Source organism: Enterobacter sp. MGH 37 (assembly GCF_000534515.1).
Classification (GTDB): Bacteria; Pseudomonadota; Gammaproteobacteria; order Enterobacterales; family Enterobacteriaceae; genus Enterobacter; species Enterobacter kobei.
Window position 1 is genome coordinate 912,132 of sequence record NZ_KI973206.1, and the last position, 26,492, is coordinate 938,623.

Consider the following 26,492-nt stretch of genomic DNA (forward strand, 5'->3'; position numbering starts at 1 on the left):
GTCTCCTCAGTGCCCTGAATGCATATTTACAGGCTGGTCAGACATTGCTGGCATACTGCTTTCTGTTTTTTCAGGGTGGCGCATACGTTCCAGTGCGCCCGTAATATTGGCTTCAGAGTCAATGAGGAACAGGCCACTGACCACCACGGTATCGCCTTCATTCAGGCCGGAGCCGATGCCGGACTGTTGCTGTGACTCATGCAGAACGTGGATCTGTTTCGGCACAAACTTGCCTTCATCATCAACAGTAATCACGCGCTGTTCTTTGCCGGTATCGATAACGGCCTGGCTTGGTATCAGCAGCATCTCCTGGCTCCTGGTATTCAGTTTCAGATAGGCATTCATGCCCGGCTTGAGAAACTCATCCTTATTAGAAACCTGGAGACGGACCTGAAGCGTACGGGTTGTCTGATCCACGCTGGGAAGAATGTTCCATTTTTCGACATGGAATGTTTTATCCGGATAAGCCGGTACCGAAATTTCAAACTGCGACGTATCTTTCAGCAGATAGGCGATAGATTCTGGCACTGCAGCGCTGATCCAGACCGGGTCCATTCCCTGAATCTGAGCCACCACCTTATCTTTCGAAATATTCATGCCGGTGCGCAGGTCAAATGCAGTAATGACGCCATCAATAGGTGCTTTAATGGTAAAACGGGTCTGGATGGTGCGGGTTGTACGCAGCCTTTGAATATCCTCTTCCGGCATACCAGCCAGACGAAGTCGCTCCAGAACCCCTTTTATCTGGGTTGGCGTACCGCCTGTACCGGATAACAGCAGGAACTCACTTTGTGCCTCAACCCATTCAGGAATGGTGATATCGATAAGCGGCGTGCCTTTCTTCACATGATCGCCAATCGTCAGGGGATACACTTTTTCGACGAAACCGTCAGAACGCGCCTGCACAATGACAAACTGATACTCGTTGTAACTGACATTAGCCGGGATTGTCTGAGAATAATTCAGCATTCCTCGCGTGACTTTTTGCGTTTTTAATCCCAGATTCTGAACCTGGGTTGGGTCGATACGGATCCCGCCACTGCTTTTATCGCCACTTTCATCAGCATATTTTGGCACCAGGTCCATATCCATAAAGGGCGATTTTCCGGGTTTATCAAATTTGGTATCCGGTTTCATCGGGTCATACCAGAAAAGTACCTTTTTCTCCGGTGCCTTTTGTTCTGTTTGTACTGTTTTTTGTGATGAGTTTACATACTGCCAGGCAGTAACCGATATCAGCCCTCCTGCTATGAGGCTGCTGATAATTATTGCAGCATATTTTATCTTTAAAGAAGCCATACAATTTCTCGCTGAAAAATCAAAACACCTGGCATATGCGCCCGATCATTCATTCACAGTAATCCCTTAATGAATGTTCAGGCGCACTGGATGTATTCGCTCCGGACTGTTAATCAGGATTGCGTCACGTTAATGCTTTTGAGTAAGGAGATATTGCCCTGCTGAATAAACGAGAAATCGACATGGTTGCCGGTTTTCAGGGCATTGATAGCGTCGTCTGCATTAACAAAAGTGAAGCGCATGGTCATTGCAGGCCAGCCCACCGCAGGGATTGCTTCGTGCGAAATGGTGATTTTTTTACTATTCATATCAATGTCTTTAACGACACCGGTGCCCTTGATAACCTGCTGTACCGAAGCATCACTGGCAGCATTCATATCGCCATGCTGATGTGTTTCAGCATGAAGACCGGCAGAGAACATGACAGAGAAGGCACCAAATAAAACGGCTTTAAGTGAATTACGCATTTTTAATTTCCTGATTAATTAAATAAATTTACTCTACCCAACCGCCACCCAGCGCGGTAAACAGATTAATTTCGTTAACCTGTCGGGAATAGGTAAGATCGAGAATGGTTTGCTGCGTAGCGAAGAGGGAACGTTCTGCATCCAGCACTTCGATGTAACTGACAGCACCACTTGCATACAATCCTCTGGCACGCTGGAGAGTTATCTGAAGTGAATCAAGATAACGCTGCTGTGACTCAAGTTGCTGGCTAAGGCTGTCGCGCAGCGCAAGCGTGTCGGAAACATCCTTAAAGGCTGACTGAATTTTTTGTTCGTAATTAACCACCGACTGTTGCTGGCGAATTTCAGCCAGCTTCAGATTGGCTTTATTCCTGCCAGCATTAAATATAGGAATTTCAATTTTAGGGATAAAATTCCACATTCCACTTCCTGACGTAAACAGGCTGGACAGCTCCGTACTGCTTGCGGAAAGACCACTGGTCAGGGTAATGGAGGGGAAAAAGGCCGCTCGCGCTGCGCCAATATTGGCATCAGCCGCTTTCAGCTGATATTCCGCTTCCATAATATCCGGTCGCTGCAGCAAAATTTGTGAAGACAGATTTGGTGGCAATTTTACTGGTGCTATCTCCCCGCCTTTCATCCCTTTTTCTGACGGAAGTGCGCGGTACGTTCCCAGCACCAGTTGCAGGGCATTGTTTGCCTGAGCCAGATCGCCTTCTCGTTTGGCTATTTCGGCGCGGGTACTTTCGATTTGTCCTCTCGCCTGTTCAAGCGCCAGAACGTTCGTACTCCCGGTCACGAGCTGCTGCTCAACGAAAGCATAGGACTGTTGATAATTTTTCAGCGTTTCCCGCGCAATACGGAGTTGTTCGTACGCCAGTTGCTGGCTGAAATAGCTTTGTGAAACGTTGGATACCAGCAGGATGTGTACGGCCCGACGGGCTTCTTCGCTGGCAAAGTAGTTCTGGCGATCAGCGTCACTCATGTTCTTAAGTTTGCCGAAAAAATCGAGCTCATAGCTGAGTTCCAGACCCGCGTCGTACTCCTGTGTGGTCGGCTTGTCGCCTTTCAGGCCACCGCTGTATGTGATCCCGGATGAGGCATTCAACTGGGGATAACGATCTGCATCCGTGACGTTGAACTGGGCCCGGGCCTCTTCAACCTTCAGGGCAGCCATTCTCAAATCACGGTTATTATTCAGGGCTTCAGTAATCAGCCGTGTAACCTGGGGATCGACAAAAAAGTTACGCCAGCCCGTATCCTGATAACCATTCACTGCTGGCGTCAGGCTGTTTCGGGACAGTGAAAACTGCTGGGGTACCGGTGCTGCCGGGCGCTGATATTCAGGAGCCAGAGAGACACAACCGGCCAGGATGAATATCGTGCTAATGCTGAGTAATTTTAATTTGAACATAACGCTTCTCGTCCAGGCAGACCTGGTAAATGGTTCAAATGAAGTCCAGAGTATTGATAGGGGTACTTTACCGAACGCTCTCTGTTTGGCGGGTGACAGGATAATGACAATGTTGTCATTTTTGCTGTAATCCGTTGATAACGATCGTGGGCGCAATAGAATGACCTTAGCAGCCAGCCGGGGAGCAAGATGAAAATATTGATCGTCGAAGACGAAATTAAAACAGGTGAATATCTCAGCAAAGGGCTTACAGAGGCAGGGTTCGTAGTGGATCACGCTGATAATGGTCTTACCGGATATCATCTCGCCATGACAGCCGAGTATGATTTAGTCATTCTGGACATCATGCTGCCTGATGTGAACGGCTGGGATATCATCCGCATGCTGCGCACTGCCGGAAAGGGTATGCCGGTCTTACTGCTGACGGCCCTCGGCACGATCGAACACAGGGTCAAAGGACTGGAACTGGGTGCGGACGATTATCTGGTTAAACCCTTTGCGTTTGCCGAACTGCTGGCCCGGGTGAGAACCCTTCTGAGGCGGGGAAACACGATGATCACGGAAAGCCAGTTGAAGGTGGCTGATCTCTCGATGGATCTCGTATCCAGAAAAGTCAGTCGCGCCGGAAACCGCATTGTGCTCACCAGTAAAGAGTTCAGCCTGCTGGAATTTTTCATTCGGCATCAGGGCGAGGTTCTTCCCCGCTCCCTGATTGCCTCTCAGGTCTGGGACATGAATTTTGACAGCGACACTAACGCGATTGATGTCGCCGTAAAGCGACTCCGCGCTAAAATAGACAACGATTACGGGACAAAGCTGATCCAGACTGTCCGGGGCGTGGGCTATATGCTGGAGGCCCCGGATGCATAGCAAACCTTCCAGGCGCCCTTTCTCACTCGCCCTGCGGCTGACCTTTTTTATCAGCCTGTCCACGATACTGGCTTTTATCGCCTTCACCTGGTTTATGCTGCATTCTGTTGAAAATCATTTTGCCGAGCAGGATGTCAGCGATCTTCAACAAATCAGCACTACCCTGAACCGTATACTGCAGTCCCCGGTGGATCCGGATGAAAAAAAAGTAAGCAAAATAAAGGAGTCGATTGCCAGCTACCGCAACGTTGCCCTTTTGCTCCTCAATCCCAGGGGGGAAGTGCTCTTTAGTTCAGCGCAGGGGGCGGCACTACGCCCGGCCGTGAATTCCGCAGATTTTAGCGAGCACAGCCGCGCACGGGATGTCTTTCTCTGGACGGTGGAGGATCCTGCGAGACCGATGGATACCGGGTCTGAAATGAAGATGGAAACATACCGGATTATCGCCTCCTCTGGCCAGGCGATATTTCAGGGCAAACAGCAGAACTATGTCATGCTGACTGGCCTCTCCATTAATTTCCATCTCCATTACCTCGATGCGCTGAAAAAAAATCTGATTGCGATCGCCGTCGTGATAAGCCTGCTGATTGTTCTGATCATTCGCATCGCTGTCCGTCAGGGGCACCTGCCCCTTCGTAATGTCAGCAATGCCATTAAAAACATCACCTCCGAGAATCTTGATGCGCGGCTGGAACCGACACGCGTTCCCATTGAGCTGGAGCAGCTGGTTATCTCGTTCAATCATATGATTGGAAAGATTGAGGATGTCTTTACCCGCCAGGCCAATTTCTCTGCCGATATCGCGCACGAGATCAGAACGCCCATCACCAATCTGGTGACGCAGACTGAAATCGCACTGAGTCAGGATCGAACCCAGAAGGAACTTGAGGATGTCCTCTACTCCAGTCTTGAAGAGTATAACCGGATGACCAAAATGGTCAGCGACATGCTGTTTCTGGCGCAGGCGGACAATAATCAGCTGATACCTGACAGGGTCCGGTTTGACCTCAGAGCAGAAGTCATGAAAGTCTTCGAGTTTTTCGAAGCCTGGGCCGAAGAACGCAATATCACGCTCAAATTTAACGGAATGCCCTGCCTGGTTGAGGGAGATCCACAAATGTTCAGAAGAGCGATCAATAATCTGTTATCCAATGCCCTGCGTTATACCCCGGAGGGACAGGCCATCACCGTCTCAATAAGAGAGCAGGAGAGTTTTTTTGACCTTGTGATTGAAAATCCGGGGAAACCAATCCCTGAAGAACATTTATTAAGGCTTTTTGACCGTTTTTATCGGGTGGATCCGTCCAGACAACGAAAAGGAGAAGGCAGCGGCATCGGCCTTGCGATTGTAAAGTCAATCGTGGAAGCACATCACGGAAGAGTGCGGGTGGAATCGGACGTACGCTCCACGCGTTTTATCTTATCCGTGCCCAGACTGGAGAAAATGATCCCGGAAATCCAATGCTGAGAATAAAGATTTAAATGACAAAGATGTCATTAGCCTGTCATGCAGCAAACAGAAGCCATTCGATATAATTAGTGCAACTTATCAGGAAGGCTGGATTGCTTCATCAATACCCGGCGTCAGAGTACGCCAGGAAATGAATATCCAGCCTTCTCCCGGAGAAATAAACGCTGCCGAACCTGTTTCAGTTATGGAACTGAAAACACCGGTTGTACTTCCCCGGACATCACTAATTCAGAAATGGAGAGTTATCATGAAAAATATCGTATTAGCATCTTTGCTGGGCTTTGGTTTAATTACATCGTCCTGGGCCACTGAAACCGTGAATATCCATGATCGCGTCAACAATGCACAGGCTCCTGCTCACCAGATGCAGTCTGCTGCGGCTCCTGTCGGGATCCAGGGGACTGCTCCTCGTATGACCGGTATGGACCAGCATGAACAGGCCATTATTGCTCATGAAACCATGACGAACGGCTCGGCGGATGCGCACCAGAAAATGGTGGAAAGTCATCAGAAGATGATGGGAAATAACACAGTATCCACGACCGTCCCGTCAACATCTTACACGGCGATGAATGAGCATGAAAGAGCAGCGGTTGCCCATGAATTCATGAATAACGGGCAATCCGGCCCACATCAGGCCATGGCCGAAGCGCACCGCCGCATGATCAATGCAGGCTGAATGCGACTGTAGTATCCGTGCTTTTACCCTTTCCTTGATAGATTATTCCTTAACCGGATATGTTGTGAGATTTTTGCCCCCGTCAGGGGGCTTTTTTATCTGACTCAGCTACAATTAACCGGTACCTACCTGAAAAGGATTTATTAAATGAAAATCAAAAACACCCTTTTTGTAATATTAATGTTATCCCTGCCAGCCATTTCTGCTGAACATTCGGAAATGAAAATGTCAGATATGCACTCATCGGCATCGTCACAGGAATATATGGCTGGCATGAAAGACATGCATGACAAAATGATGGCCGCCGTTAATGAGCCCGATCCCGATAAGGCCTTTGCAAAAGGTATGATCGCACACCATGAAGGAGCAATAGCAATGGCTGAGACCGAACTTAAATACGGAAAAGATCCCGAAATGAGAAAGCTTGCGCAGGACATCATTAAAGCTCAGAAAGGTGAAATCGAGCAGATGAATAAATGGCTTGGCAGTCAAAAATAAAGATTGCAAAAACGCCATAATAAGCGTAATTTTAATTCACTCCCGGGCACGGGAGCCTGTTAAACGTTAAATAATTAAAACCCGATTAATTTCGGGTTTTTTATATACTATACTCCGGTCCTTTGCTGTGGACCGGAATATATGCAGCAGCGATAATTTTTACACATTATCTCGTCATGGCAACAATATCGCTCAGGATCTCAACCAGCTCAATCCTTTCCTGCATTCCGTCATGATAGGTTGATCTTGAGATGATTCTTTCCGCTGTCATCCGGGGCCAGAATTTATCAAGCACATTATCGGGCTTCATTCCCACCGCCCGGCCAATTATTTTTTTAGCATCACAGGTGTCCGTAAACGTGACGGCTACACCGGTCATTTCTTCGATCAGATCCGGGCAGAGATAGTTCTCTATTTCACGTTTACGCGTGGCGAAGAATACCTTACCGGCATCCTCCACTTCTCTTTTACGTTTCTGAATGGACATAACCTGTGCAGGGTCTCCCCCAATATCGGAGTCCAGAAAAACGCACCAGGGAAGCCCCAGATCGTTGGCCAGATTCAATGTAACCCAGTGTTTGACGCTGCCACACCCTCCTATGAGGACTGGCACTATTTTCACGTCCTCCAGAGAGGCTGGCAGCACACCTGACTGTTTTAATGAACTGGCCGCATGCCTCAGGAAAGTGACATCCGACTTTCCCTCTACCAGAACAATCCCCTGCGCCCTTTCCATACCGGTCTCTGGCAGCACCCCCAGGCTTTCAGTGGCTTCCTTCAGCACAGCGTCATCCGGCATTTTTACTACGGGTTCACCCGCCTCATTTCGGGTGACATAACGTACACCTTCGACAGGGATCAATCCGGCCAGCGCCGGGACATGGGTGGTGACGATAATCTGACGGTGCGGCTGGCCTGCCAGTGCCAGCAACGCTTTCATCAGCATCATCTGATAGTTTGGATGCTGTGACGTTTCAGGCTCTTCGATGGCATAAATCATGTTTCTGGGCGTCCCCGCGACATTCTTTTCAGCCTCAGCCCGGAAAAAATTCAACAGGATAAGCCTCCTTATCCCGCTGCCGCGCTTATTGATGGGGATGCCATTTTCCCCGTCCAGGGTGAAATTGAAGGTCCACTTGGGTTTTTCCTTAAATCGTGGAGTCAGTTCACTGGCGAGTTCGGGGGCCATTTCACGTAATTTATCCAGCGTTCTCTGTGCGACATCCAGTACGCTGTCCTGGATCTCATTTTCCAGCGCTGTAATTTTGTCCTGCAGCGCCGCCTGAGCGTCTTTTACGGCCTGCTGTAAGGGGTTTTTAGCTTCTGAATCCCCGTCGCTGCTTTCCCTGTCGGCTTTGAAAATCGCATACGTGGGCAGCAAATCGAGGATCTTACCCCATAATGATTTTGTGTCGGTTCCAAACTCTTTATCGACATCCAGCAACATTTCCGAACAGGTATAGGGAGCGGCGGCTTCCCTGATGGCCTGACGCCATAACGATGCGGTGCGTTTATCCGCCACATTTTTTTCAACTTCTTTTCCCACCGCCTTGAGTTCGGAAATTTTCATGCCCAGTAAATTTCTCAGGGGCTCCTCATCCGGGTGGATGCAGCGGATGCAGGTCTGCTCCGGTTTTCCTGAGGTCGTTGCTTTAAACGTTTTGACGATTTCAAAATTGCCGTCTTCATTCAGCAGATGTTCTGAGGCGAGCGTGGTCTGCACCCTGTCGTCGATCATGATAAAATCGGGCAGATCATCGAATTCACAGGCTATTTCAAAACGGCCCTCCCCTTCTCTCAGGCTGAAACAGTTCATGTCATTCTTGTCAGCCTTCATTCCTTCTGTTTCAAAAAAAATAGCCAGCGCTTCCAGAAGCGTTGATTTCCCAAAGTCATTACGACCAACAATGCCCGTCATGCCTTCATCAATAATGATTTCAGTAGAGTTTCTGTAGCCTCTGAAGTTTTTCAGTTTTAATTTTTTGAGCCGCATATGAAGTCCTGTGTGTAAGAAAGCGTTTTGCTGCAACCTGAATACAAAATATATTTTCAAATGCCTGCCAGCATGCAGGGATAACCGTTATTGAGAATATCTTAACGACATTTCTGGATTATGATCTGGTCGCGCTTTCTGAACTTTACTGCTCCTCAAAACACCGGAAGCCAACTTGTGGTTCGATACATGGCTAAGTTAAAACTCCAGAATGATGGGTAATAATTTCAATGCTCATTATATTTTTTGGAACTGACTCATGGCTTTTATGACTTAAATGATAATAATACACATTCTTTGATATTAATTATGTCGTACGGACATTGATAAATTTAAAGGTAGATAGATTTTCATTTACGGATTATTTCCTAAATTCATCGATAATGTGATCGACATAAAATTTTCATTTAAGAGTGAAGAGATAATTTATGGTTGTCCGAAACAGCTCAAACTGGTGTATTTAACATAACAGAAGAAACGAAAGGCTTCATAGCAACCTGATACTTCAGGCCGCTAAGGGGTTAATATTGCTGCAGACAATTAGACCGGGAAGCGCATGGCGTCACCATTTCTCCCGCCTGGCTGGAAGTGAAGAATCATTGTGCAAAGCTCCGTATTCGGGCTTTGCATCTGACAATGGTTCCCTGGATGAAAGTACGATCTCCACTCCAAGGACGCTGAACACTCTAAACAAACGCTCAAAACCCACACTTGCAGGGTTGGCCTCCAGTCGGGCATAAGTTTGCTGTGTTACACCCAAACGTTCAGAAACATCTCTTTGCGTCAGTCCATTGGCTTTGCGAAAGCCGATTAAAACAGGACGCAACTGATTCAAGGTCTTCAAAGCGTATTGAGTGTTCATAAGTGATCTTCCGTATCGACGGGTTAACAAGCACAACGAATGGATTTACAGCAGATAAGCTGTAATACTCATTAACAGACTATAGGCTGTAATACGCCTCTTGCCAAGATTCGGCATCTTTCAAAAACAAGGCCGTGTTGAGTAAGCAGTACTGGTATCTAGCACCCCTGACCACTTTGCTTGAGAGTGACCCAGTGACATTTATCGTGATCGTAGGTCTTTTAGACGTTGTTGCTAACCGGCATCATACTCAGGTGGTAACCCCCAGGGATACTCGGGAAGTGATAATTTATTCCCGCCCTAATCAAAATATATAACCCTATCTTATTAGCTTTCTTAGTAGTTTATAAATGAAGTAAAAATTAGCGAAGAAGCTTTACATTAAAAAGTGAGCAAAAATTTTTACCATTGAACCGGCAAAATTTGCAATCTGCGGCTTTTAGCCTGAGAAAATCCACATTAACAGAATAATCATCAAGTCCAACAGAGGCATAACTTACGTCCTCGAATAAATCGGTAATAAATGAGTTGAAATTACAAAAATTAACCTCACTCAATATCCTGAACACCGCAGAAATATAACTACTATGCATTATCCTGACTTCAATAACCTTTAATAAACTAGAATGCGATTTACTTTTAAAGAGGTCAAAGAGAAAGTAAACCAGCTCATTTTTATTGTCAGAAATCCATTTTAAAATTTTATCCCTGGCACATGGCAATAAATACACTGGAGTTTTGAAAGGATTTGAAATGTCAACCACAAGGGAACAATAACCATGAGGATTTATTCCACTTATAATTAAGTCACTAAGTCCTTTCACTGCATCCAAATAGTTGTCAAAACAAACCTCATATAAACAGGTACTATGAGCTGCACATTTAGATTCAAACAACCATCTATGACGAAGATAACCAATGCCTTTAGAGTGTATATCTTCAATAATACATTTATGGCAGTAACGAATCTTTGAGATGTTTACCAATGGATATGAATTAGTTATGTGTAAATTATTTCGACAGGCATCTTCAACAGCGTTGAAATACCCGTAAACACCAGAAGATAACGACACTATATTGGAAGTTAGTATATAACCATTTCTTGTGGCAAGAATGTCATATATATCCTGCAAACTATGCAATTTGTACATATCAATCAGTTCGAGCCGAGGAAAGGCATCGTACCTTAGTTCACCATGCTTAGATATTATGTTCCTGCAATTGGATAAGTTATACATTATCTGTGAACGCAGAAGAAAACTGTGCCACAATTCATTTTCGTAAACCATATCACTCCCTCTTATTTAATTAGATTCTTTTTCCTGAGAAGTGTCATTGTCATTGGTAGTTTATCTCTGTATTTCAAAAGCCAGTTATGCCCCCCCAGTAAAGCATCCAGGCTTGTAAGTGACATCGGGTATTGCCCCTGAGATAAAACAACATTTATTAATGATGATGAGATTATATCTCTCTCGCTCCAGTCTACTCTTTTATTTCTATAACATCGTACTGCTTTAGGAAGACAGGAATTAAGCCAGCCATTTTCATGTTTATTTAGCCAAAAGAAACTAGCATAACAACTTTCCTTGACTAACTTTCGCGTTACAGAAATGGATTGATTATGTATAAATCTTAATATTTTCTGCTTATGACGCCGTCTTAAAGAATCTTTTTTACATTTTTTACGCCATGAGCATAAACCGTAACAAGATGAAATTACAGAGGATACAGTTCCTTCCGATAATGAGTTTTTCTCAGCTATGGATGCCAGACTAAACCCCCTTACAGCCATAGACTTGATAAGCAATTCAGTGAATATATTAATTTTTGTGTTTCGCTTAAACGCCCTCAGGTATTTTTTATAAATAAGTGTTTTAATGTAACATCTGCTGCGATTAAATTCTCTCCCAAGGTTGCTAACACTAGTATTATTATCAGCCATATGAAAGCTGTATTCCTTATGACTTTTAAAGATTTCTTTCTTTTTATTAGGACGACTTCCTGCATACGTTGGCCAGCAAGTATTTAACAAACAATAACAAAGCAAAAGGTGCTTTGTGGGATGCTGACAACATTTATCTTTGAGTATAGGCTCCCAGTAGTGATAATCAGTAAGGGATGTCGGTAGAAGCTCCGATGAACCCTCCCCAAATAACTGGCACTTAGCATAAACATGTGCGTAAAATACATTTTTCTTCAGATTCCCGTCCAATGATAATAAATTTAACTTTTTAAGTACATCCATGTAATTTGGGTGACAAATTTCTTTTCTTCTGATTATATTTATGGACTCATAACAAAATTTAGCAAAATCGAAGTCTGTCTCATTGCTGAGTTGTTCTGTATACGAAACAGGAGGCATCAGTCCAATACGTATGTGCGGTGCAGAAGGGACATTGATGCTTTCAAGCACTACCTGGTGCCGATGGCAGGTTGTAACCCCATGAAGTTGATGCGCCAGATGCCAATAAGTAACACCATAATGAAAAGTATCTTCACGAGCGCAAACCGGGCAAAACTTCAATAGTGTCCGCTGTCCTAGTGAAAAATTACTAAGGCGGCACAATCGATTAAGCCTGGCAGGGGTCGTGTTGAAATCCATAATTTCATTACGACTGATTGGTAGTGCCCAGGCAAACAGAGGGAGTAAAGTCTGTTCATGCCAGAGCTGGTCTGCACTTTCGGATGTATGAAGAGAAATAGCCTTTAATCCTGAATTGAGAATTGGATGGACGCTCATATCAGGTTTGTGGAAAATGATCGTTAACAGAGAAGATGGGGACATACCGTACACGGTAGCTGTCCGACAAAACCGACTGAACAAGGATTCATCAGGTAAAACAGACAACATTCTCATTTACCCCACCTCTCTTTGACCGTTACGAACTGATGACCTCATTACAATTTATTAAGTGGATCTGTATTTATAAGCCCGCAACGCTGAAGAGCATCGTAGGTATTTTTCTTTTCAGCTGTTCTGGTGATAACAAGATCATGGTCAAGAGACAGTATTTTCTCGTCGAAATTGCGCATAACCTCGTCTATTTTTCTTACGAATTCCTTGTGCTGTGGCCTGTCTATATCTCCAGGGATCAAAGCTTTTAAGGGCTTCTCTGACATGAACTTAGCCGAAGCATCACTTTCATTAGATGCAGAGAGCCATTTGGCTTCCTCGTCTTCAGTCGCTGCCCCCGGGAGTAAAGTATCCTTATATTCCTCCGTATGGCTTACGAGTACCGGTACAGAGGCCGACAAGACTGCACCAGTTATGATTTCATTACCGCTACCGATAACCTTTAATTGTGCCCCCCGATAAATCATCTGAGCCAATCCAATGTTGCCTTTAGATAAAATGAATAATTTTTCGTTTAACTCATCATTTAATGGTGTTTCAACATTTGTCCATTGTAATGGCCATAAATAATGAATAAACGATTGCCAGTCTTGTGAGTCGTATCTGACATTTGAAATTTTCATATAACCACCAGACTCTGCCCGCCTGGCAATTCTCATTTTCTTTGTCAGAGTCTCGTCAAAAGGATGATTTCCACAAAAAACCATAGATACCCCCATCGAATCTACAATTTCATGTAAAAAATCAATCAACTTACTCTCACCTCCAGTTCTTGAAAATTTTAGCCTCTGCATTTCATCAATAACAAGGATACCTAAAAATGATGATTTTATTCTTTGCGCAATCTGGCGAGCCAGAGCACCATTTCTAATCTCTGGTGTAGTTCGTTCAATACCAATTGCATCATCTAATTTTTGTAAAATCTCTTCACAAAGGTCTCTCACACTTGAGTTGTATGGACAATTAATCTTTACCCATACGATTTGCTTACTGAAGCCGGGAAAAACTCCTTTATAGCTGCTGTGTTCTATAATCTGAGGGAAATGATCCATGACTTGCTCGATCATGGTAGTTTTTCCAGAACCACTCATTCCAACTATCGTAATGGTTTCAGCCTGGGATTTAAAATATCCACTTTCGGGTTCAATATCAGGACGCTCAGTCCCATAGTAATGAAGATATTGAATAGTTCCGCTTTTTAAAGGATTACGGGCTGCATAGCTTTCCCTAAGTGCCCGTAAAATCATTTTATAAGCCTGGATAAGATTGGTTTGAGGGCAACGGAATTTCTTTATACGTTCGACATACTGCTCTCTAACATTCGCCGGGGCAGTCCAGCGGATTTTTTCGTCAATTTCGGGAAAATAACTCATTTCCAGAAGTACTTCATCTTCCGTAAGCGCTTCAGGAAGTGCTTCAATTAAGGGGTTGCCACGATACTCAGGTAACTCCTGTTCTTTATATATCGCTGAAACGCTCCGTATAAGGTTCATTATTCTGCGTCCTCAGTCTTCTTCTTACCTTTTAACCATCTTTGTTTCTCCTCCCGGCCAGGCAAAAGCAGAACCTTACTGGATGACGGAAGTAGGGGTTCAGGTCTTCCATTAGCAACATCAGTTCGCCCTAATGAATCAAGTTCATTTTTCCTGTTCTTTTTAATATCTTTACCATGTACCCGTCGAGATTCGTATATTTCATTTAATCTTTCGTTACCTTTCTTGTTAAAATCATCTTTATTATTGATATTGCTGAGTGAATCCAGAGTAAATAAATTAATTTCTTTTTGAGTATCTACCCAATCAGCCATTACATCTGTATCAAGATGAGCTTTACCTTTAAATATATCTCTTTTCTTAAGCAGGTAATGCTTTTTGAAAATGCTATTTTTGTCAAATCTTACATATATATAATCTACGCAATTGTCATCTATTCTTGCTTCACAAGTGGTTCTTCCAAATACTCTGGCACCTGATGCAATGTCTGGATCACATTCATAAAAAAGATTATTGTACTGAATCCCACCGGCGGTAATGTTAGCGTTCACAGGGATCAACAATCGTGCGATCACTTCGTCGGCCCCAACGGCTCTTGCGCTGAATCTCCCGTGCTTTAAGCTTATCATCCAACTATTTTTTGGTGATATTACGAGATCATTTTCAATCAGTAAGGGATTGATATAAGCCAGTTCTTCATATGTTCTCTGATTATGTGCAAGTATCTCCCGAATCAGTAAAGACGTGACCTCCTGAATCGTTAAACAAGCCCTGGATTGCGGTGTTGGCTCTCCTTTAACAATCTTACCCCTTCGTGTTGTTCCAATAAGCCTATGAATAACTTCATCATTTAGAATACCGAAACAGCGTTCAACAATGCTTTTTCTGTCGCCTCTACCGACTGGCGCAAACTCAAGTTTTGTCAGGGGGGTCATCTTTTCCTGAGGTTTAAGACCAATCATCTCCCCGTTGTCACACATCAATGTTAATGGAATATGAGAACAAGGCCAATCATCATTAGTAATAGAGATTCCAAATAATCTACAATATTCTTTTTTTGGCATAAAGCAATTTGCTAACGCTTGTCGGGCAGCTCGCCATGAAGCATGGTATAAAGAAACATGAAGGCCAACAATCATTCTTGTTGCGCGATCCACCACTGTATAAATAGTTGGGCGCCCAATGACTTTTCGTCTGTTTAAACTCGAAATAAGATGTACATCAGCGACAGTTGAGTCTATTTCGAAAACATCACCCGGTAAAACAGTTGTATTAGCCGCACTACCTAAAAGCGCCCGCATTTTGAGGTCTATTTCTTTTTTCGTGTTCTTCTTCTTTATCGAGAAATCTTTAGTGAAGAGTTTTTTATTCCAGTATGAAAATTGTTTTAAAGAAGGAACATATGGAGCTCTATTTTCTAAGTTCGCTGTTTTAATTTCATCCCTAAAATACAAATCAATATGTCTCTCTAATGTTTTCTTTATCGTATCTCCGTTAACTTTATAATGATACATAATGAGAGATTTTCTAATATTATTTATATCTCTTTCATTAAGAATGAAAACACGTGAACGTTCATTAGGTAATGCTCTGTTTTTCTTGGAATTCCCAAGTTTAATTTCATGTTTGATTCTACTTTTCCCAGCGGCACCACAGTTCGAGAATGCGGGTAGTAATGCATAAACATCCTGCCCATGTCGCCAGTACAACGCCAGAAGCGTTCTGATAGTATATTGTGATATTTTTTTATTTCTGGAGTAGTCCATTAAAAGGTGAGACTTTTTATGTAATGCATAGTCGAACAGAAACATTCTGTCATCTACAAGATCTTTAATGATATTGTAATTTTCATCTCGCCTTCCCCTGTCTTCATCTGTTATTTCTTTCTCATCTACTAACATATATGAAGGGTATATATAATCTTTACAAGTTATGCTATTTGATTCAATATAATATTTAAACAATGAAAATGAGAAAGGAATTGGCTTACCCGTTCTTTCTGATTTTATTTTAAACAAAATTAACAAATCAACCTTTTTGTCAAAATCCAAAACACGATAAAGCCCCTCTGCAAGCAAATCAGTGCCTTGAGAGAGCCAGACTGAATTTCTAATAATATCCATTTGCGTTCAGTCCTATATAGTGGCCATTGGATATTATCTTTATCAGACCGGTTTCGAGTATTGGATATGATAAATCAATTTTTATCATTTTTAATCCAATCATTGCCTGCAATAACATCATCGCTTCTTGTGCATCTACCCCAATGATTGATGAAATCATTGCACGTAGTCCCACTATGGGATAAACATCTGGTTTAAGCTTCCATAGGATTTTATCAAGAGGATATTTATCATAAAATACAGAACCATCTCTTAATACAGAAGTAACCCAACAAATATTTTTACCGACGACGTTATTGAGTTCCGAGCCAACATAAATTTGAAACTCAACATCAATCAACTGCCAAAACATCCTCTCTATTTCAAGTTTTTGGGCTTCGCGTTCAGGTATGCTCTCGTTTTGTTTTACTGCTACAGCTTTGTATCGAAGTCCGCCTTCAGGAGTTCTCAAGGTCAGTAAAAAATCGGTTGTCATAACATTCAGAACTTCGACAGGTACTCCTCTTACTCCCCTCACCATAGGATGTTGAAAATGTAGATGATTTGCTATTTGTTGGGTAAGCCGGAGAGGAAAGAGTGGGAATTGTTCCCGGATATCAATCACCGAGTCATTAAACTCAGCCAGATAGAAAAAGTTACTTTCGACAGAAGAAAGGAGATGATGGTTTCGAAACGTCTTAAGGCCAAAGACTATCGAACGGTTTCCACGGGATTTAACGTCCTGAGCTCTAAGCCAGGGCTGATAACTTTGGCCATAGCCCACTCCTATGCCGTCACCTAGCGCATTTTCATAATCCAAATAGGATTTGAGACGCCTACCCCTACCCATGATCGTACCCAAAAAACGACATTGATACGTACCTATATGTGCATTTTATAGTCTCCAACCCTATAACCACACATTCAGTAAGTATACAACATTAGCGTCGTTTTTTGAGAATGGTTACAACTTTAGTGCTTTGTGTACAACTTTATTGTCTTCGGACATCGGCCAGCGCCTGCGCACACGCCCAGGCACTTGCCCACGCCCACTGGAAGTTATACCCGCCGAGCCAGCCGGTGACGTCCATCACTTCGCCGATAAAGTAGAGCCCCGGCACGTTGCGGGCTTCCATGGTGCGCGAGGAGAGTTCATTTGTATCAACGCCGCCCAGCGTCACTTCCGCCGTGCGGTACCCCTCGGTGCCGTTTGGCTGAACGCGCCAGTTTGTCAGCGTCTCCACCAGCGTCTCTTGCTCGCGGCTGTTCAATTGCTTAAGCGATACGTCCGGGATCTGCCCCAGCACCTGAAGGCACTCCACCAGACGTTTTGGCAGCTGCATCGCCAGCGTGTTTTTCAGGCTCTGATTCGGGTGCGCCTCGCGCTGCTCGTTGAGGAACGCGTCCAGGTCGCAGTCCGGCACCAGATTCACCGTGACAAATTCACCCGGCTGCCAGTAGCTGGAGATTTGCAGTACCGCCGGGCCAGAGAGCCCCCGATGGGTAAAGAGCAAGTTTTCACGGAATACCGTCCCGTCTTCGGCAGTCATGACGGAAGGAACGGAGACGCCAGAAAGCGTCTGAAGCTGTTCAAGAAGGGGTTTGTGCAGCGTGAACGGCACCAGACCCGCGCGCGTGGGCAGTACCTTAAGACCAAACTGCTCGGCAATCTTATAGCCGAACGGGGACGCGCCCAGACCCGGCATAGAGAGGCCACCGCTGGCGATGACCAGATTATCAGCACTGACGGTTTCACCGTTCAGCTGCAGCGTGTACCCCTGTTCGTCGCGGGCGACCTCCAGCACTTCCGTGCGCAGACGCACCACCACGCCGCCCTTCTCGCACTCGGCGACCAGCATATCGACAATCTGCTGCGCGGAGTCGTCGCAGAACAGCTGTCCCAGCGTCTTTTCATGCCACGCGATGCCGTGCTTGCCCACCAGGTCGATGAAGTCCCACTGGGTGTAACGCGCCAGTGCAGATTTGCAAAAATGACGGTTTTGGCTCAAATACGCCGCGGGTTCGACATAAAGATTGGTGAAGTTACAACGCCCGCCGCCCGACATCAGGATCTTGCGGCCAGGCTTTTTTCCGTTGTCCAGTAACAGCACACGACGACCCGCCTGTCCGGCCATCGCCGCACAAAACATACCCGCCGCACCGGCGCCAATTACCACGGCATCAAACCTTTCCACGTCAAAATCCTCTTCGTTAACTGCCGCGGATTGTAAAGTTTCCTCTGTGGTCACACCAGCGTAAAAAGTTCTTACAAAGCCATTCCATTGAAATTTAACGATTATCCCTTCAAGCACTTTTCTCAAATCAGGTGGTATGTCAAAAAAAGTCTATATTTCACTTTGCCCGTTGCGCATTTGTCCTGGATAATGCGCCGCGTTCATGTCCTCAAAATGGCGTAACGTCCTATGCTACATTTGTTTGCCGGCCTGGATTTACATACCGGGCTTTTATTATTGCTTGCTCTGGTTTTTGTACTGTTTTACGAAGCGATCAACGGCTTCCACGACACTGCAAACGCAGTAGCAACGGTTATCTACACTCGCGCAATGCGATCGCAACTTGCGGTTGTTATGGCGGCGGTATTTAACTTTTTTGGTGTCCTTCTGGGCGGACTGAGCGTGGCGTATGCGATCGTGCATATGTTGCCAACGGATCTGCTGCTTAACGTGAGTTCCGGTCATGGCCTTGCCATGGTGTTCTCAATGCTGCTTGCTGCCATTATCTGGAACCTCGGTACCTGGTATTTTGGCCTGCCTGCATCCAGCTCTCACACTCTCATCGGCGCGATTATCGGTATCGGGTTAACGAACGCCCTGATGACCGGGACATCCGTCGTTGATGCGCTGAACCTGCCTAAAGTACTGGGCATTTTCGGTTCTCTGATCATCTCTCCAATTGTGGGTCTGGTGGTTGCGGGTGGACTGATTTTCATCCTGCGTCGCTACTGGAGCAACACCAAGAAACGTGCGCGCATCCACCTGACGCCAGCAGAGCGTGAGAAGAAAGACGGTAAGAAAAAACCGCCATTCTGGACGCGTATCGCGCTGATCATTTCCGCTATCGGCGTGGCCTTCTCTCATGGCGCGAACGATGGGCAGAAAGGCATTGGTCTGGTGATGCTGGTACTGATCGGTGTCGCACCGGCAGGTTTCGTGGTTAACATGAACGCCTCTGGTTACGAAATCACCCGTACCCGTGATGCCGTCAATAACGTTGAGACCTATTTCCAGCAGCATCCCGATCTGCTGAAAAAAGCGACCGGCGTTGATCAGCTGATCCCATCTCCGGAAGCCGGTGCAACTAACGCGCCGGGCGAATTCCACTGCCATCCGGCAAACGCGATTAACGCGCTGGAACGCGCCAAAGGCATGCTGGGCGATATCGAAAGCTACGACAAACTGGCCGTTGAACAGCGTGGTCAGCTGCGTCGTATCATGCTCTGCATCTCTGACGTGACCGATAAAGTCGCGAAACTGCCAGAGGTGAATGCCGAGGACAAACGTCTTCTGAAGAAACTGAAAAGCGATATGCTCAACACCATTGAGTACGCGCCAATCTGGATCATCATGGCCGTCGCGCTGGCACTGGGTATCGGTACAATGATTGGCTGGCGTCGTGTGGCAACCACCATCGGCGAGAAGATCGGTAAGAAAGGCATGACCTATGCGCAGGGGATGTCCGCGCAGATGACGGCGGCGGTTTCTATCGGCCTGGCGAGCTACACCGGGATGCCGGTATCCACCACCCACGTACTCTCCTCGTCCGTGGCAGGTACCATGATTGTTGACGGTGGCGGTCTGCAGCGCAAAACCGTGACCAACATCCTGATGGCCTGGGTGTTCACCCTTCCGGCGTCCATCCTGCTGTCTGGTGGTCTGTACTGGATTTCGCTGAAGCTGATCTAATCAGCTGAAGGCGACAAAAAGCGGGTCAGGAAACTGACCCGCTTTTTTTATGCTCAGTGCCAAATCATCAATGCAATCATACTGACCACAACCAGCCCGCACAGGGCGCTGGTCAGAATGAACTGCCGACGCAGACGCTCGCAGCGACGGATAAACTCTTCATCGTGATGATCGCGGTAACGCTGGTAGTAGATGTATCCCACCAGTCGCATCTGTTTGCTGGGCTGTCCATGCGAGGTGAAGAACCCTCCACCGTCCACATACTGATAAAGCAACGGATCGCAACCACGAAGTACCACTAACAGCGCACGTAACGATGAGAAGTAGCGCGCCATATTCACTATGCAAACTACGCATAACGCCCAAAACAATGCGACGGTGCTAATCATACATCCTCCCCGGCGTCCGCCCACGGAGCAAGGCTCCTGAGCTCCCGCACCCCAATGCCCTGACAGACAGTTCAGTGAAAGAATGACCAAAAGTCGATCCGGTTCGCGTTTTAATATCCGAACGGCTCATTAAATAGTGTAGGAGATCCGTTAATTTTTTTGCCACAAGGTTAATCGTTATCAACACCAAAGCTTGAAAAATATGTTTAACTGGGCCGTAATGAAAGTATCAGACGACGGCATTCTCATTTAGTCATCGATAACTTAAGGAAGGAGTAACACTATGGCTTACAAACACATTCTCATCGCGGTAGACCTCTCTCCGGAGAGCAAAGTGCTGGTTGATAAAGCGGTATCCATGGCACGCCCCTACAACGCGAAAGTTTCCCTGATTCACGTTGATGTGAATTACTCCGACCTCTATACCGGTCTGATCGACGTGAATCTCGGCGATATGCAGAAGCGCATCTCCGAAGAGACGCATCACGCCCTGAGCGAACTGTCCACCAACGCGGGCTACCCGATTACCGAGACCCTGAGCGGCAGCGGCGACCTGGGTCAGGTATTGGTTGATGCGATTAAGAAATATGACATGGACCTGGTCGTATGCGGTCACCACCAGGACTTCTGGAGCAAGCTGATGTCGTCCGCGCGCCAGCTGATCAACACCGTTCACGTGGATATGCTGATTGTTCCACTGCGTGACGAAGAAGACGAGTAAGTGCGTTAAATTCCCCTCACCCTAACCCTCTCCCAAAGGGAGAAGGAATAGATCGAGGATGTAGGCCGGGTAAGGCGAAGCCGCCACCCGGCTTTTTTTATTCCGGTGTACCTGAATAGATATCAAACCGGTGCCCTTTCGTGGTCACCGCGTTAGTCGTGGCCACGTCCGCCAGGGGCGGCGCGTAGTCAGGGCGCTTCACCACCACCCGCTTCGTTGCGAGCTGTCGGGCAGGCTCCAGCAGACCATCTGCATCTAAATCCGGCCCCACCAGCGACTGAAACACCCGCATCTCTTTCTTCACCAGCGCGCTTTTCTGCTTATGCGGGAACATCGGGTCGAGATAGACCACCTGCGGGCGCGGGGTGATATCAGTGAGCGCCGTCAGGCTGGAGGCGTGGATCAACTGCAACCGCTCCTGCAGCCACGGGCCGATTTCCGGGTCCGCGTAGCCACGCGTCAGCCCGTCGTCGAGCAACGCGGCGACCACCGGGTTACGCTCCAGCATTCGCACACGACAGCCAACAGACGCCAGCACAAACGCATCGCGACCCAGCCCCGCCGTGGCATCGACCACGTCCGGAAGATAGTTCCCTTTAATGCCCACCGCTTTGGCCACCGCCTCGCCGCGACCGCCGCCGAACTTGCGCCGGTGCGCCATCGCACCGCCGACAAAATCGACAAAAATCCCGCCGAGTTTCGCTTCGTCGCGCTTACGTAATTCAAGATGCTTCGGTGTCATCACCAGCGCCATCAGGTTATCTTCATCGTGCTCCAGCCCCCAGCGGGCCGCCAGAACAGATAAGGCGCCGTCTCCGGCGCCTGTTTCATCCACTAAGCAGATTTTCACGAACTATCAGCCTTTGATCCCGTAATGCTCAAGCATCGCATCCAGCTGCGGCTCGCGGCCACGGAAGCGTTTGAACAGTACCATTGGCTCCTCAGAACCGCCGCGGGTCAGGATGTTATCGAGGAACGACTGGCCGGTTTCACGGTTGAAGATCCCCTCTTCTTCGAAGCGGGAGAAAGCATCCGCTGCCAGCACGTCGGCCCACAGGTAGCTGTAGTAACCTGCCGCATAGCCGCCTGCGAAGATGTGACTGAACGCATGCGGGAATCGGCCCCAGGTTGGCCCAGGGATCACAGCAACCTGCTTTTTAATCTCGGCCAGCGTTTCGAGGATTTTCGCCCCTTGTTCCGGGCTAAACTCGGCGTGCAGACGGAAATCAAACAGGCCGAACTCCAGTTGACGCAGGATGAACATCGCTGCCTGGTAGTTCTTGGCCGCCAGCATTTTATCCAGCAGCTCTTTCGGCAGCGGTTCGCCGGTCTCATAGTGACCAGAGATAAACGCCAGCGCGTCCGGCTCCCAGCACCAGTTTTCCATAAACTGGCTTGGCAGCTCGACCGCATCCCACGGTACCCCGCTGATGCCAGCCACGCCTGCGGTTTCGATGCGGGTCAGCATGTGATGCAGACCATGACCGAACTCGTGGAACAGGGTGATCACTTCGTCGTGAGTGAACAGCGCAGGTTTGCCATTCACCGGACGGTTAAAGTTACAGGTCAGGTAAGCGACCGGCTTTTGCAGAGAACCGTCGGCTTTACGCATCTGGCCGACGCAGTCATCCATCCACGCTCCGCCACGCTTATTCTCACGCGCGTAGAGATCAAGGTAGAAGCTGCCGCGCAGCTCATTCTTGTCGTCATACAATTCGAAGAAGCGCACGTCCGGATGCCAGACGTCGATATCGGTTCGCTCTTTGGCTGTGATGCCGTAGATGCGCTTCACCACTTCGAACAGGCCGTTAACGGCTTTGTTTTCCGGGAAGTACGGGCGCAGCTGCTCGTCGCTGATGCTGTAAAGATGCTGCTTCTGTTTTTCGCTGTAGTACGCAATATCCCACGGCTGCAGCTCGTCCACGCCGAACTCCGCTTTCGCAAAAGCACGCAGCTGAGCCAGCTCTTTCTCACCCTGAGGACGGGCGCGTTTTGCCAGATCGGTCAGGAAGTCGAGCACCTGCTGTGGGTTCTCCGCCATTTTGGTGGCGAGGGATTTGTCGGCGTAGTTTTCGAAGCCCAGCAGCTGTGCCAGCTCGTGACGCAGGGCGAGGATTTCCGCCATCACCGGGCTGTTGTCCCACTTACCGGCATTCGGCCCCTGATCGGAGGCGCGCGTGCTGTAGGCGCGGTACATCTCTTCACGCAGGGCCTGGTTGTCGCAGTAGGTCATTACCGGCAGGTAGCTTGGGATATCCAGCGTTAACAGATAGCCTTCCTGCTCTTTCGCTTCGGCCTGCGCTTTCGCTGCTGCCAGCGCGCTTTCCGGCATCCCGGCCAGCTCGGATTCATCGGTAATCAGCTTCGTCCAGCCCATGGTGGCGTCGAGGACGTTGTTGCTGTACTGGTTGCCCAGCTCGGACAGGCGCGCGGCGATTTCACCGTAGCGAACCTGCTTCTCTTTTGGCAGACCAATCCCGGACAGCTCGAAATCACGCAGGGCGTTATCGACCGATTTTTTCTGCGCCGTGTTCAGCTCGGCGTAATGGTCGCCGTCACGCAGATCGCGATACGCTTTGTACAGCCCTTCGTGTTGGCCGACCCAGGTGCTGTACTCCGAGAGCAGCGGCAGGGTCTGTTCATAGGCCTCGCGCAGTTCCGGGCTGTTTTTCACCGAGTTCAGGTGGCTTACCGGGGAGAAGATACGCCCCAGCACGTCGTCCACTTCGGCCAGCGGCTGACACAGATTTTCCCAGGTGTACGGTGCGCCCTGCGCCACCACGCTTTCTACCGCCGCGCGGCAGTTGTCCAGCGATTGCGTAACGGCTGGAACCACATGCTCAGGGAGGATTTTAGAAAACGGCGGCAACGAAAAAGGCGTCAGTAATGGATTGGTCATAAACGCTGTCCTGTTGAAATAGGTGAATGAAGCGCGCATCCGGCGCTGTGCATATCATTAATTAATGGGGTTAAGTGTAGAGGATTTCAATGCCGGACGTCGTGGAAAAGCGCCCGGTGGCGCTGCGCTTACCGGGCCTGCGGGTAATCTGTGCCGTTCTGCTGTAAACTGTGGCAAATCGTCAATTCAGCGGAAAATCATTACCCATGCTCAGTTATCGCCACAGCTTCCACGCTGGCAACCATGCCGACGTCCTCAAACACACCGTTCAGAGCCTGATCATTGAATCGCTCAAAGAGAAAGAGAAGCCGTTTCTCTATCTGGACACCCACGCGGGCGCGGGCCGTTATCAGCTGAGCGGCGAGCATGCCGAGCGTACCGGTGAATATCTGGAAGGGATCGCCCGCATCTGGCAGCAGGACGACCTGCCAGCCGAACTGGAACCGTACATCGGCGTGGTGAACCACTTCAACCGCAACGGCCAGCTGCGCTACTACCCAGGCTCACCGCTGATTGCCCGCCAGCTGCTGCGCGAGCAGGACAGCATTCAGCTGACCGAACTGCATCCGAGCGATTTCCCGCTGTTGCGCTCTGAATTTCAGAAAGATAATCGCGCCCGCGTGGAGAAAGCCGACGGCTACCAGCAGCTGAAAGCCAAACTGCCGCCCGTTTCCCGCCGCGGCCTGGTGCTGATCGATCCGCCGTACGAAATCAAAACCGACTATCAGGCGGTGGTGACCGGCATCCACGAAGGCTACAAACGTTTTGCCACCGGCACTTACGCCCTGTGGTACCCGGTGGTGCTGCGCGCGCAAATCAAACGCATGATCAAAGATCTGGAAGCGACCGGGATCCGCAAAATCCTCCAGATTGAGCTGGCCGTGCGGCCGGACAGCGACCAGCGCGGCATGACCGCCTCCGGCATGATTGTGATTAACCCGCCGTGGAAGCTCGAAGCGCAGATGAACAACGTACTGCCGTGGCTGCACAAAACGCTGGTGCCAGCGGGTACAGGCCACGCCACCGTCAGTTGGATCGTGCCGGAGTAATCGCAGCCATCGGTGGAAACTATTGATTTCAGGTATACAATCGCGGCAATTCACGATTAAGGATAAAAGCTATGACTAAGCATTATGACTACATCGCAATCGGCGGCGGCAGCGGCGGCATCGCCTCCATCAACCGTGCGGCCATGTATGGCCAGAAATGTGCGCTGATCGAAGCTAAAGCGCTGGGCGGCACCTGCGTGAACGTGGGTTGTGTACCGAAGAAGGTGATGTGGCACGCAGCGCAAATCCGTGAAGCTATCCATATGTACGGCCCGGATTACGGCTTTGACACCACCCTCAATCACTTTGACTGGGACAAGCTAATCGCCAGCCGTACCGCCTACATCGACCGTATTCACACCTCCTACGACAACGTGCTGGGTAAGAACAACGTCGATGTGATCCACGGCTTTGCCCGCTTTGTGGATGCGAAAACGATCGAAGTGAACGGTGAGACGATCACCGCCGATCATATCCTGATCGCCACCGGCGGTCGTCCGAGCCACCCGGACATTCCGGGCGTGGAATACGGCATCGACTCAGACGGTTTCTTTGAACTGCCTGCGCTGCCTAAGCGCGTTGCCGTGGTTGGCGCGGGTTACATTGCGGTAGAGCTGGCGGGCGTGATCAACGGCCTTGGCGCGGAAGCGCACCTGTTTGTGCGTAAACACGCGCCGCTGCGCAGCTTTGACCCGCTGATTGTCGAGACGCTGGTTGAAGTCATGAACGCTGAAGGCCCAACACTCCACACCCACGCGGTGCCGAAAGCGGTAGTGAAAAATGCGGACGGCAGCCTGACGCTGGAGCTGGAAGATGGCCGCAGCCAGACCGTCGACTGCCTGATCTGGGCGATTGGTCGTGAACCAGCTAATGACAACTTTAACCTGGCCGTGACCGGCGTTAAAACCGACGAAAAAGGTTATATCGTCGTCGATAAGTTCCAGAACACCAGCGTACCGGGCATTTACGCAGTTGGCGATAACACCGGTGCCGTAGAGCTGACCCCGGTGGCCGTTGCGGCGGGACGTCGTCTCTCCGAACGTCTGTTTAACAACAAGCCTGACGAGCATCTCGATTACACCAACATCCCGACCGTGGTCTTCAGCCATCCGCCCATCGGCACCGTTGGCTTAACCGAGCCGCAGGCGCGCGAGCAGTATGGCGACGACCAGGTGAAAGTGTATAAATCCGCGTTCACCGCGATGTATACCGCCGTCACCTCTCACCGTCAGCCATGCCGCATGAAGCTGGTCTGCGTGGGCCCGGACGAGAAGATTGTGGGTATCCACGGCATTGGCTTCGGCATGGATGAGATCCTGCAGGGCTTCGCCGTGGCGCTGAAAATGGGCGCGACCAAGAAAGACTTCGACAACACCGTGGCAATCCATCCGACCGCCGCGGAAGAATTTGTTACCATGCGTTAAGGCAGAAGCCCCTCCCCGGAGGGGCTTTTTTTATTCACATTCATAAATCGTTGCAAAACGAATGCTCCGAAAATAGTGATCTACC

22 protein-coding genes are annotated in these 26,492 nt (G+C 48.3%); 8 read left to right on the forward strand and 14 right to left on the reverse strand.

Going from position 1 to position 26,492, the window contains the following annotated elements; translation table 11 throughout:
• Positions 1-6 precede the first annotated feature (6 nt).
• The 3 genes from silB to silC all read right to left on the reverse strand — a co-directional run bounded on the left by silB (position 7) and on the right by silC (position 3,180).
• A complete protein-coding gene (gene silB / locus L383_RS06805; RefSeq protein ID WP_013087116.1) occupies positions 7-1,299 on the reverse strand; it encodes a Cu(+)/Ag(+) efflux RND transporter periplasmic adaptor subunit SilB in 1,293 nt (430 codons plus the stop codon).
• Positions 1,300-1,412: 113 nt separating this feature from the next.
• Positions 1,413-1,766 (reverse strand): cation efflux system protein CusF, encoded by a 354-nt coding sequence (cusF, locus tag L383_RS06800; protein ID WP_001246153.1) that lies wholly within the window; start codon positions 1,764-1,766, stop codon positions 1,413-1,415.
• Between the two features lie 28 nt (positions 1,767-1,794).
• The gene (gene silC / locus L383_RS06795; RefSeq protein WP_023331517.1) at positions 1,795-3,180 is read right to left on the reverse strand and encodes a Cu(+)/Ag(+) efflux RND transporter outer membrane channel SilC; all 1,386 of its coding nucleotides are present in this window, start codon (positions 3,178-3,180) and stop codon (positions 1,795-1,797) included.
• Positions 3,181-3,369: 189 nt separating this feature from the next.
• Between silC and silR the strand changes: the two genes are divergently transcribed.
• The 4 genes from silR (at position 3,370) to L383_RS06775 (ending at position 6,698) form a co-directional block, all read left to right on the forward strand.
• A complete protein-coding gene (gene silR / locus L383_RS06790; protein WP_023331518.1) occupies positions 3,370-4,050 on the forward strand; it encodes a copper/silver response regulator transcription factor SilR in 681 nt (226 codons plus the stop codon).
• Positions 4,043-5,518, forward strand: coding sequence for a copper/silver sensor histidine kinase SilS (silS, locus tag L383_RS06785; protein ID WP_023331519.1), 1,476 nt, complete (start codon positions 4,043-4,045; stop codon positions 5,516-5,518). Before silR ends, silS begins: the two co-directional genes overlap by 8 nt.
• Before the next feature lie 250 nt (positions 5,519-5,768).
• Positions 5,769-6,200, forward strand: a complete 432-nt coding sequence (silE, locus tag L383_RS06780; protein WP_023165800.1) for a silver-binding protein SilE — start codon at positions 5,769-5,771, stop codon at positions 6,198-6,200.
• Positions 6,201-6,347: 147 nt separating this feature from the next.
• Positions 6,348-6,698, forward strand: a complete 351-nt coding sequence (locus tag L383_RS06775; RefSeq protein WP_008786877.1) for a CopM family metallochaperone — start codon at positions 6,348-6,350, stop codon at positions 6,696-6,698.
• A 166-nt stretch (positions 6,699-6,864) separates the two neighbouring features.
• Here the strand turns inward: L383_RS06775 and L383_RS06770 are convergent, their stop codons facing one another.
• From L383_RS06770 to L383_RS06740, 8 genes are all read right to left on the reverse strand, one after another.
• The gene (locus tag L383_RS06770) at positions 6,865-8,691 is read right to left on the reverse strand and encodes an AAA family ATPase (protein WP_023331520.1); all 1,827 of its coding nucleotides are present in this window, start codon (positions 8,689-8,691) and stop codon (positions 6,865-6,867) included.
• Between the two features lie 562 nt (positions 8,692-9,253).
• Positions 9,254-9,553, reverse strand: a complete 300-nt coding sequence (locus tag L383_RS0124240; RefSeq protein ID WP_001097217.1) for a helix-turn-helix domain-containing protein — start codon at positions 9,551-9,553, stop codon at positions 9,254-9,256.
• A gap of 362 nt (positions 9,554-9,915) precedes the next feature.
• Complete coding sequence (locus L383_RS06765; RefSeq protein WP_000262426.1) at positions 9,916-10,842, reverse strand: hypothetical protein; 927 nt, start codon at positions 10,840-10,842, stop codon at positions 9,916-9,918.
• An 11-nt stretch (positions 10,843-10,853) separates the two neighbouring features.
• Positions 10,854-12,410: a TnsD family Tn7-like transposition protein gene (locus L383_RS06760; RefSeq protein WP_023331521.1), complete on the reverse strand. Its 1,557-nt coding sequence runs from the start codon at positions 12,408-12,410 to the stop codon at positions 10,854-10,856.
• A 41-nt stretch (positions 12,411-12,451) separates the two neighbouring features.
• Complete coding sequence (locus L383_RS06755) at positions 12,452-13,900, reverse strand: ATP-binding protein (protein ID WP_001049182.1); 1,449 nt, start codon at positions 13,898-13,900, stop codon at positions 12,452-12,454.
• The gene (locus L383_RS06750; protein WP_000351431.1) at positions 13,900-16,023 is read right to left on the reverse strand and encodes a transposase; all 2,124 of its coding nucleotides are present in this window, start codon (positions 16,021-16,023) and stop codon (positions 13,900-13,902) included. The genes L383_RS06755 and L383_RS06750 overlap by 1 nt, the downstream gene beginning before the upstream one ends.
• On the reverse strand, positions 16,010-16,852 hold the full coding sequence (locus tag L383_RS06745) for a TnsA endonuclease N-terminal domain-containing protein (protein WP_020833813.1): 843 nt from the start codon (positions 16,850-16,852) through the stop codon (positions 16,010-16,012). Before L383_RS06745 ends, L383_RS06750 begins: the two co-directional genes overlap by 14 nt.
• Positions 16,853-16,994: 142 nt before the next feature.
• Positions 16,995-18,197 (reverse strand): BaiN/RdsA family NAD(P)/FAD-dependent oxidoreductase, encoded by a 1,203-nt coding sequence (locus L383_RS06740; RefSeq protein ID WP_023331522.1) that lies wholly within the window; start codon positions 18,195-18,197, stop codon positions 16,995-16,997.
• A 228-nt stretch (positions 18,198-18,425) separates the two neighbouring features.
• Between L383_RS06740 and pitA the strand changes: the two genes are divergently transcribed.
• Positions 18,426-19,925, forward strand: coding sequence for an inorganic phosphate transporter PitA (gene pitA, locus L383_RS06735; protein WP_023331523.1), 1,500 nt, complete (start codon positions 18,426-18,428; stop codon positions 19,923-19,925).
• Positions 19,926-19,978: 53 nt separating this feature from the next.
• Here the strand turns inward: pitA and uspB are convergent, their stop codons facing one another.
• A complete protein-coding gene (gene uspB, locus L383_RS06730) occupies positions 19,979-20,314 on the reverse strand; it encodes a universal stress protein UspB (protein WP_003861224.1) in 336 nt (111 codons plus the stop codon).
• Between the two features lie 283 nt (positions 20,315-20,597).
• On the opposite strand from uspB, the gene uspA reads away from it, so the two are divergent.
• Positions 20,598-21,035: a universal stress protein UspA gene (gene uspA, locus L383_RS06725; protein WP_003861223.1), complete on the forward strand. Its 438-nt coding sequence runs from the start codon at positions 20,598-20,600 to the stop codon at positions 21,033-21,035.
• A gap of 97 nt (positions 21,036-21,132) precedes the next feature.
• Here the strand turns inward: uspA and rsmJ are convergent, their stop codons facing one another.
• Positions 21,133-21,885 (reverse strand): 16S rRNA (guanine(1516)-N(2))-methyltransferase RsmJ, encoded by a 753-nt coding sequence (rsmJ, locus tag L383_RS06720; RefSeq protein ID WP_023331524.1) that lies wholly within the window; start codon positions 21,883-21,885, stop codon positions 21,133-21,135.
• 6 nt (positions 21,886-21,891) lie between these two features.
• Positions 21,892-23,934, reverse strand: a complete 2,043-nt coding sequence (gene prlC, locus L383_RS06715; RefSeq protein WP_023331525.1) for an oligopeptidase A — start codon at positions 23,932-23,934, stop codon at positions 21,892-21,894.
• Positions 23,935-24,140: 206 nt separating this feature from the next.
• Between prlC and L383_RS06710 the strand changes: the two genes are divergently transcribed.
• Together L383_RS06710 and gorA are read left to right on the forward strand one after the other, a co-directional pair.
• Entirely contained in the window at positions 24,141-24,983 is an 843-nt protein-coding gene (locus L383_RS06710; protein WP_014885583.1) for a 23S rRNA (adenine(2030)-N(6))-methyltransferase RlmJ, read from the forward strand.
• A gap of 71 nt (positions 24,984-25,054) precedes the next feature.
• Positions 25,055-26,407, forward strand: coding sequence for a glutathione-disulfide reductase (gene gorA, locus L383_RS06705; RefSeq protein WP_023331526.1), 1,353 nt, complete (start codon positions 25,055-25,057; stop codon positions 26,405-26,407).
• The last annotated feature ends 85 nt before the right edge of the window (positions 26,408-26,492 follow it).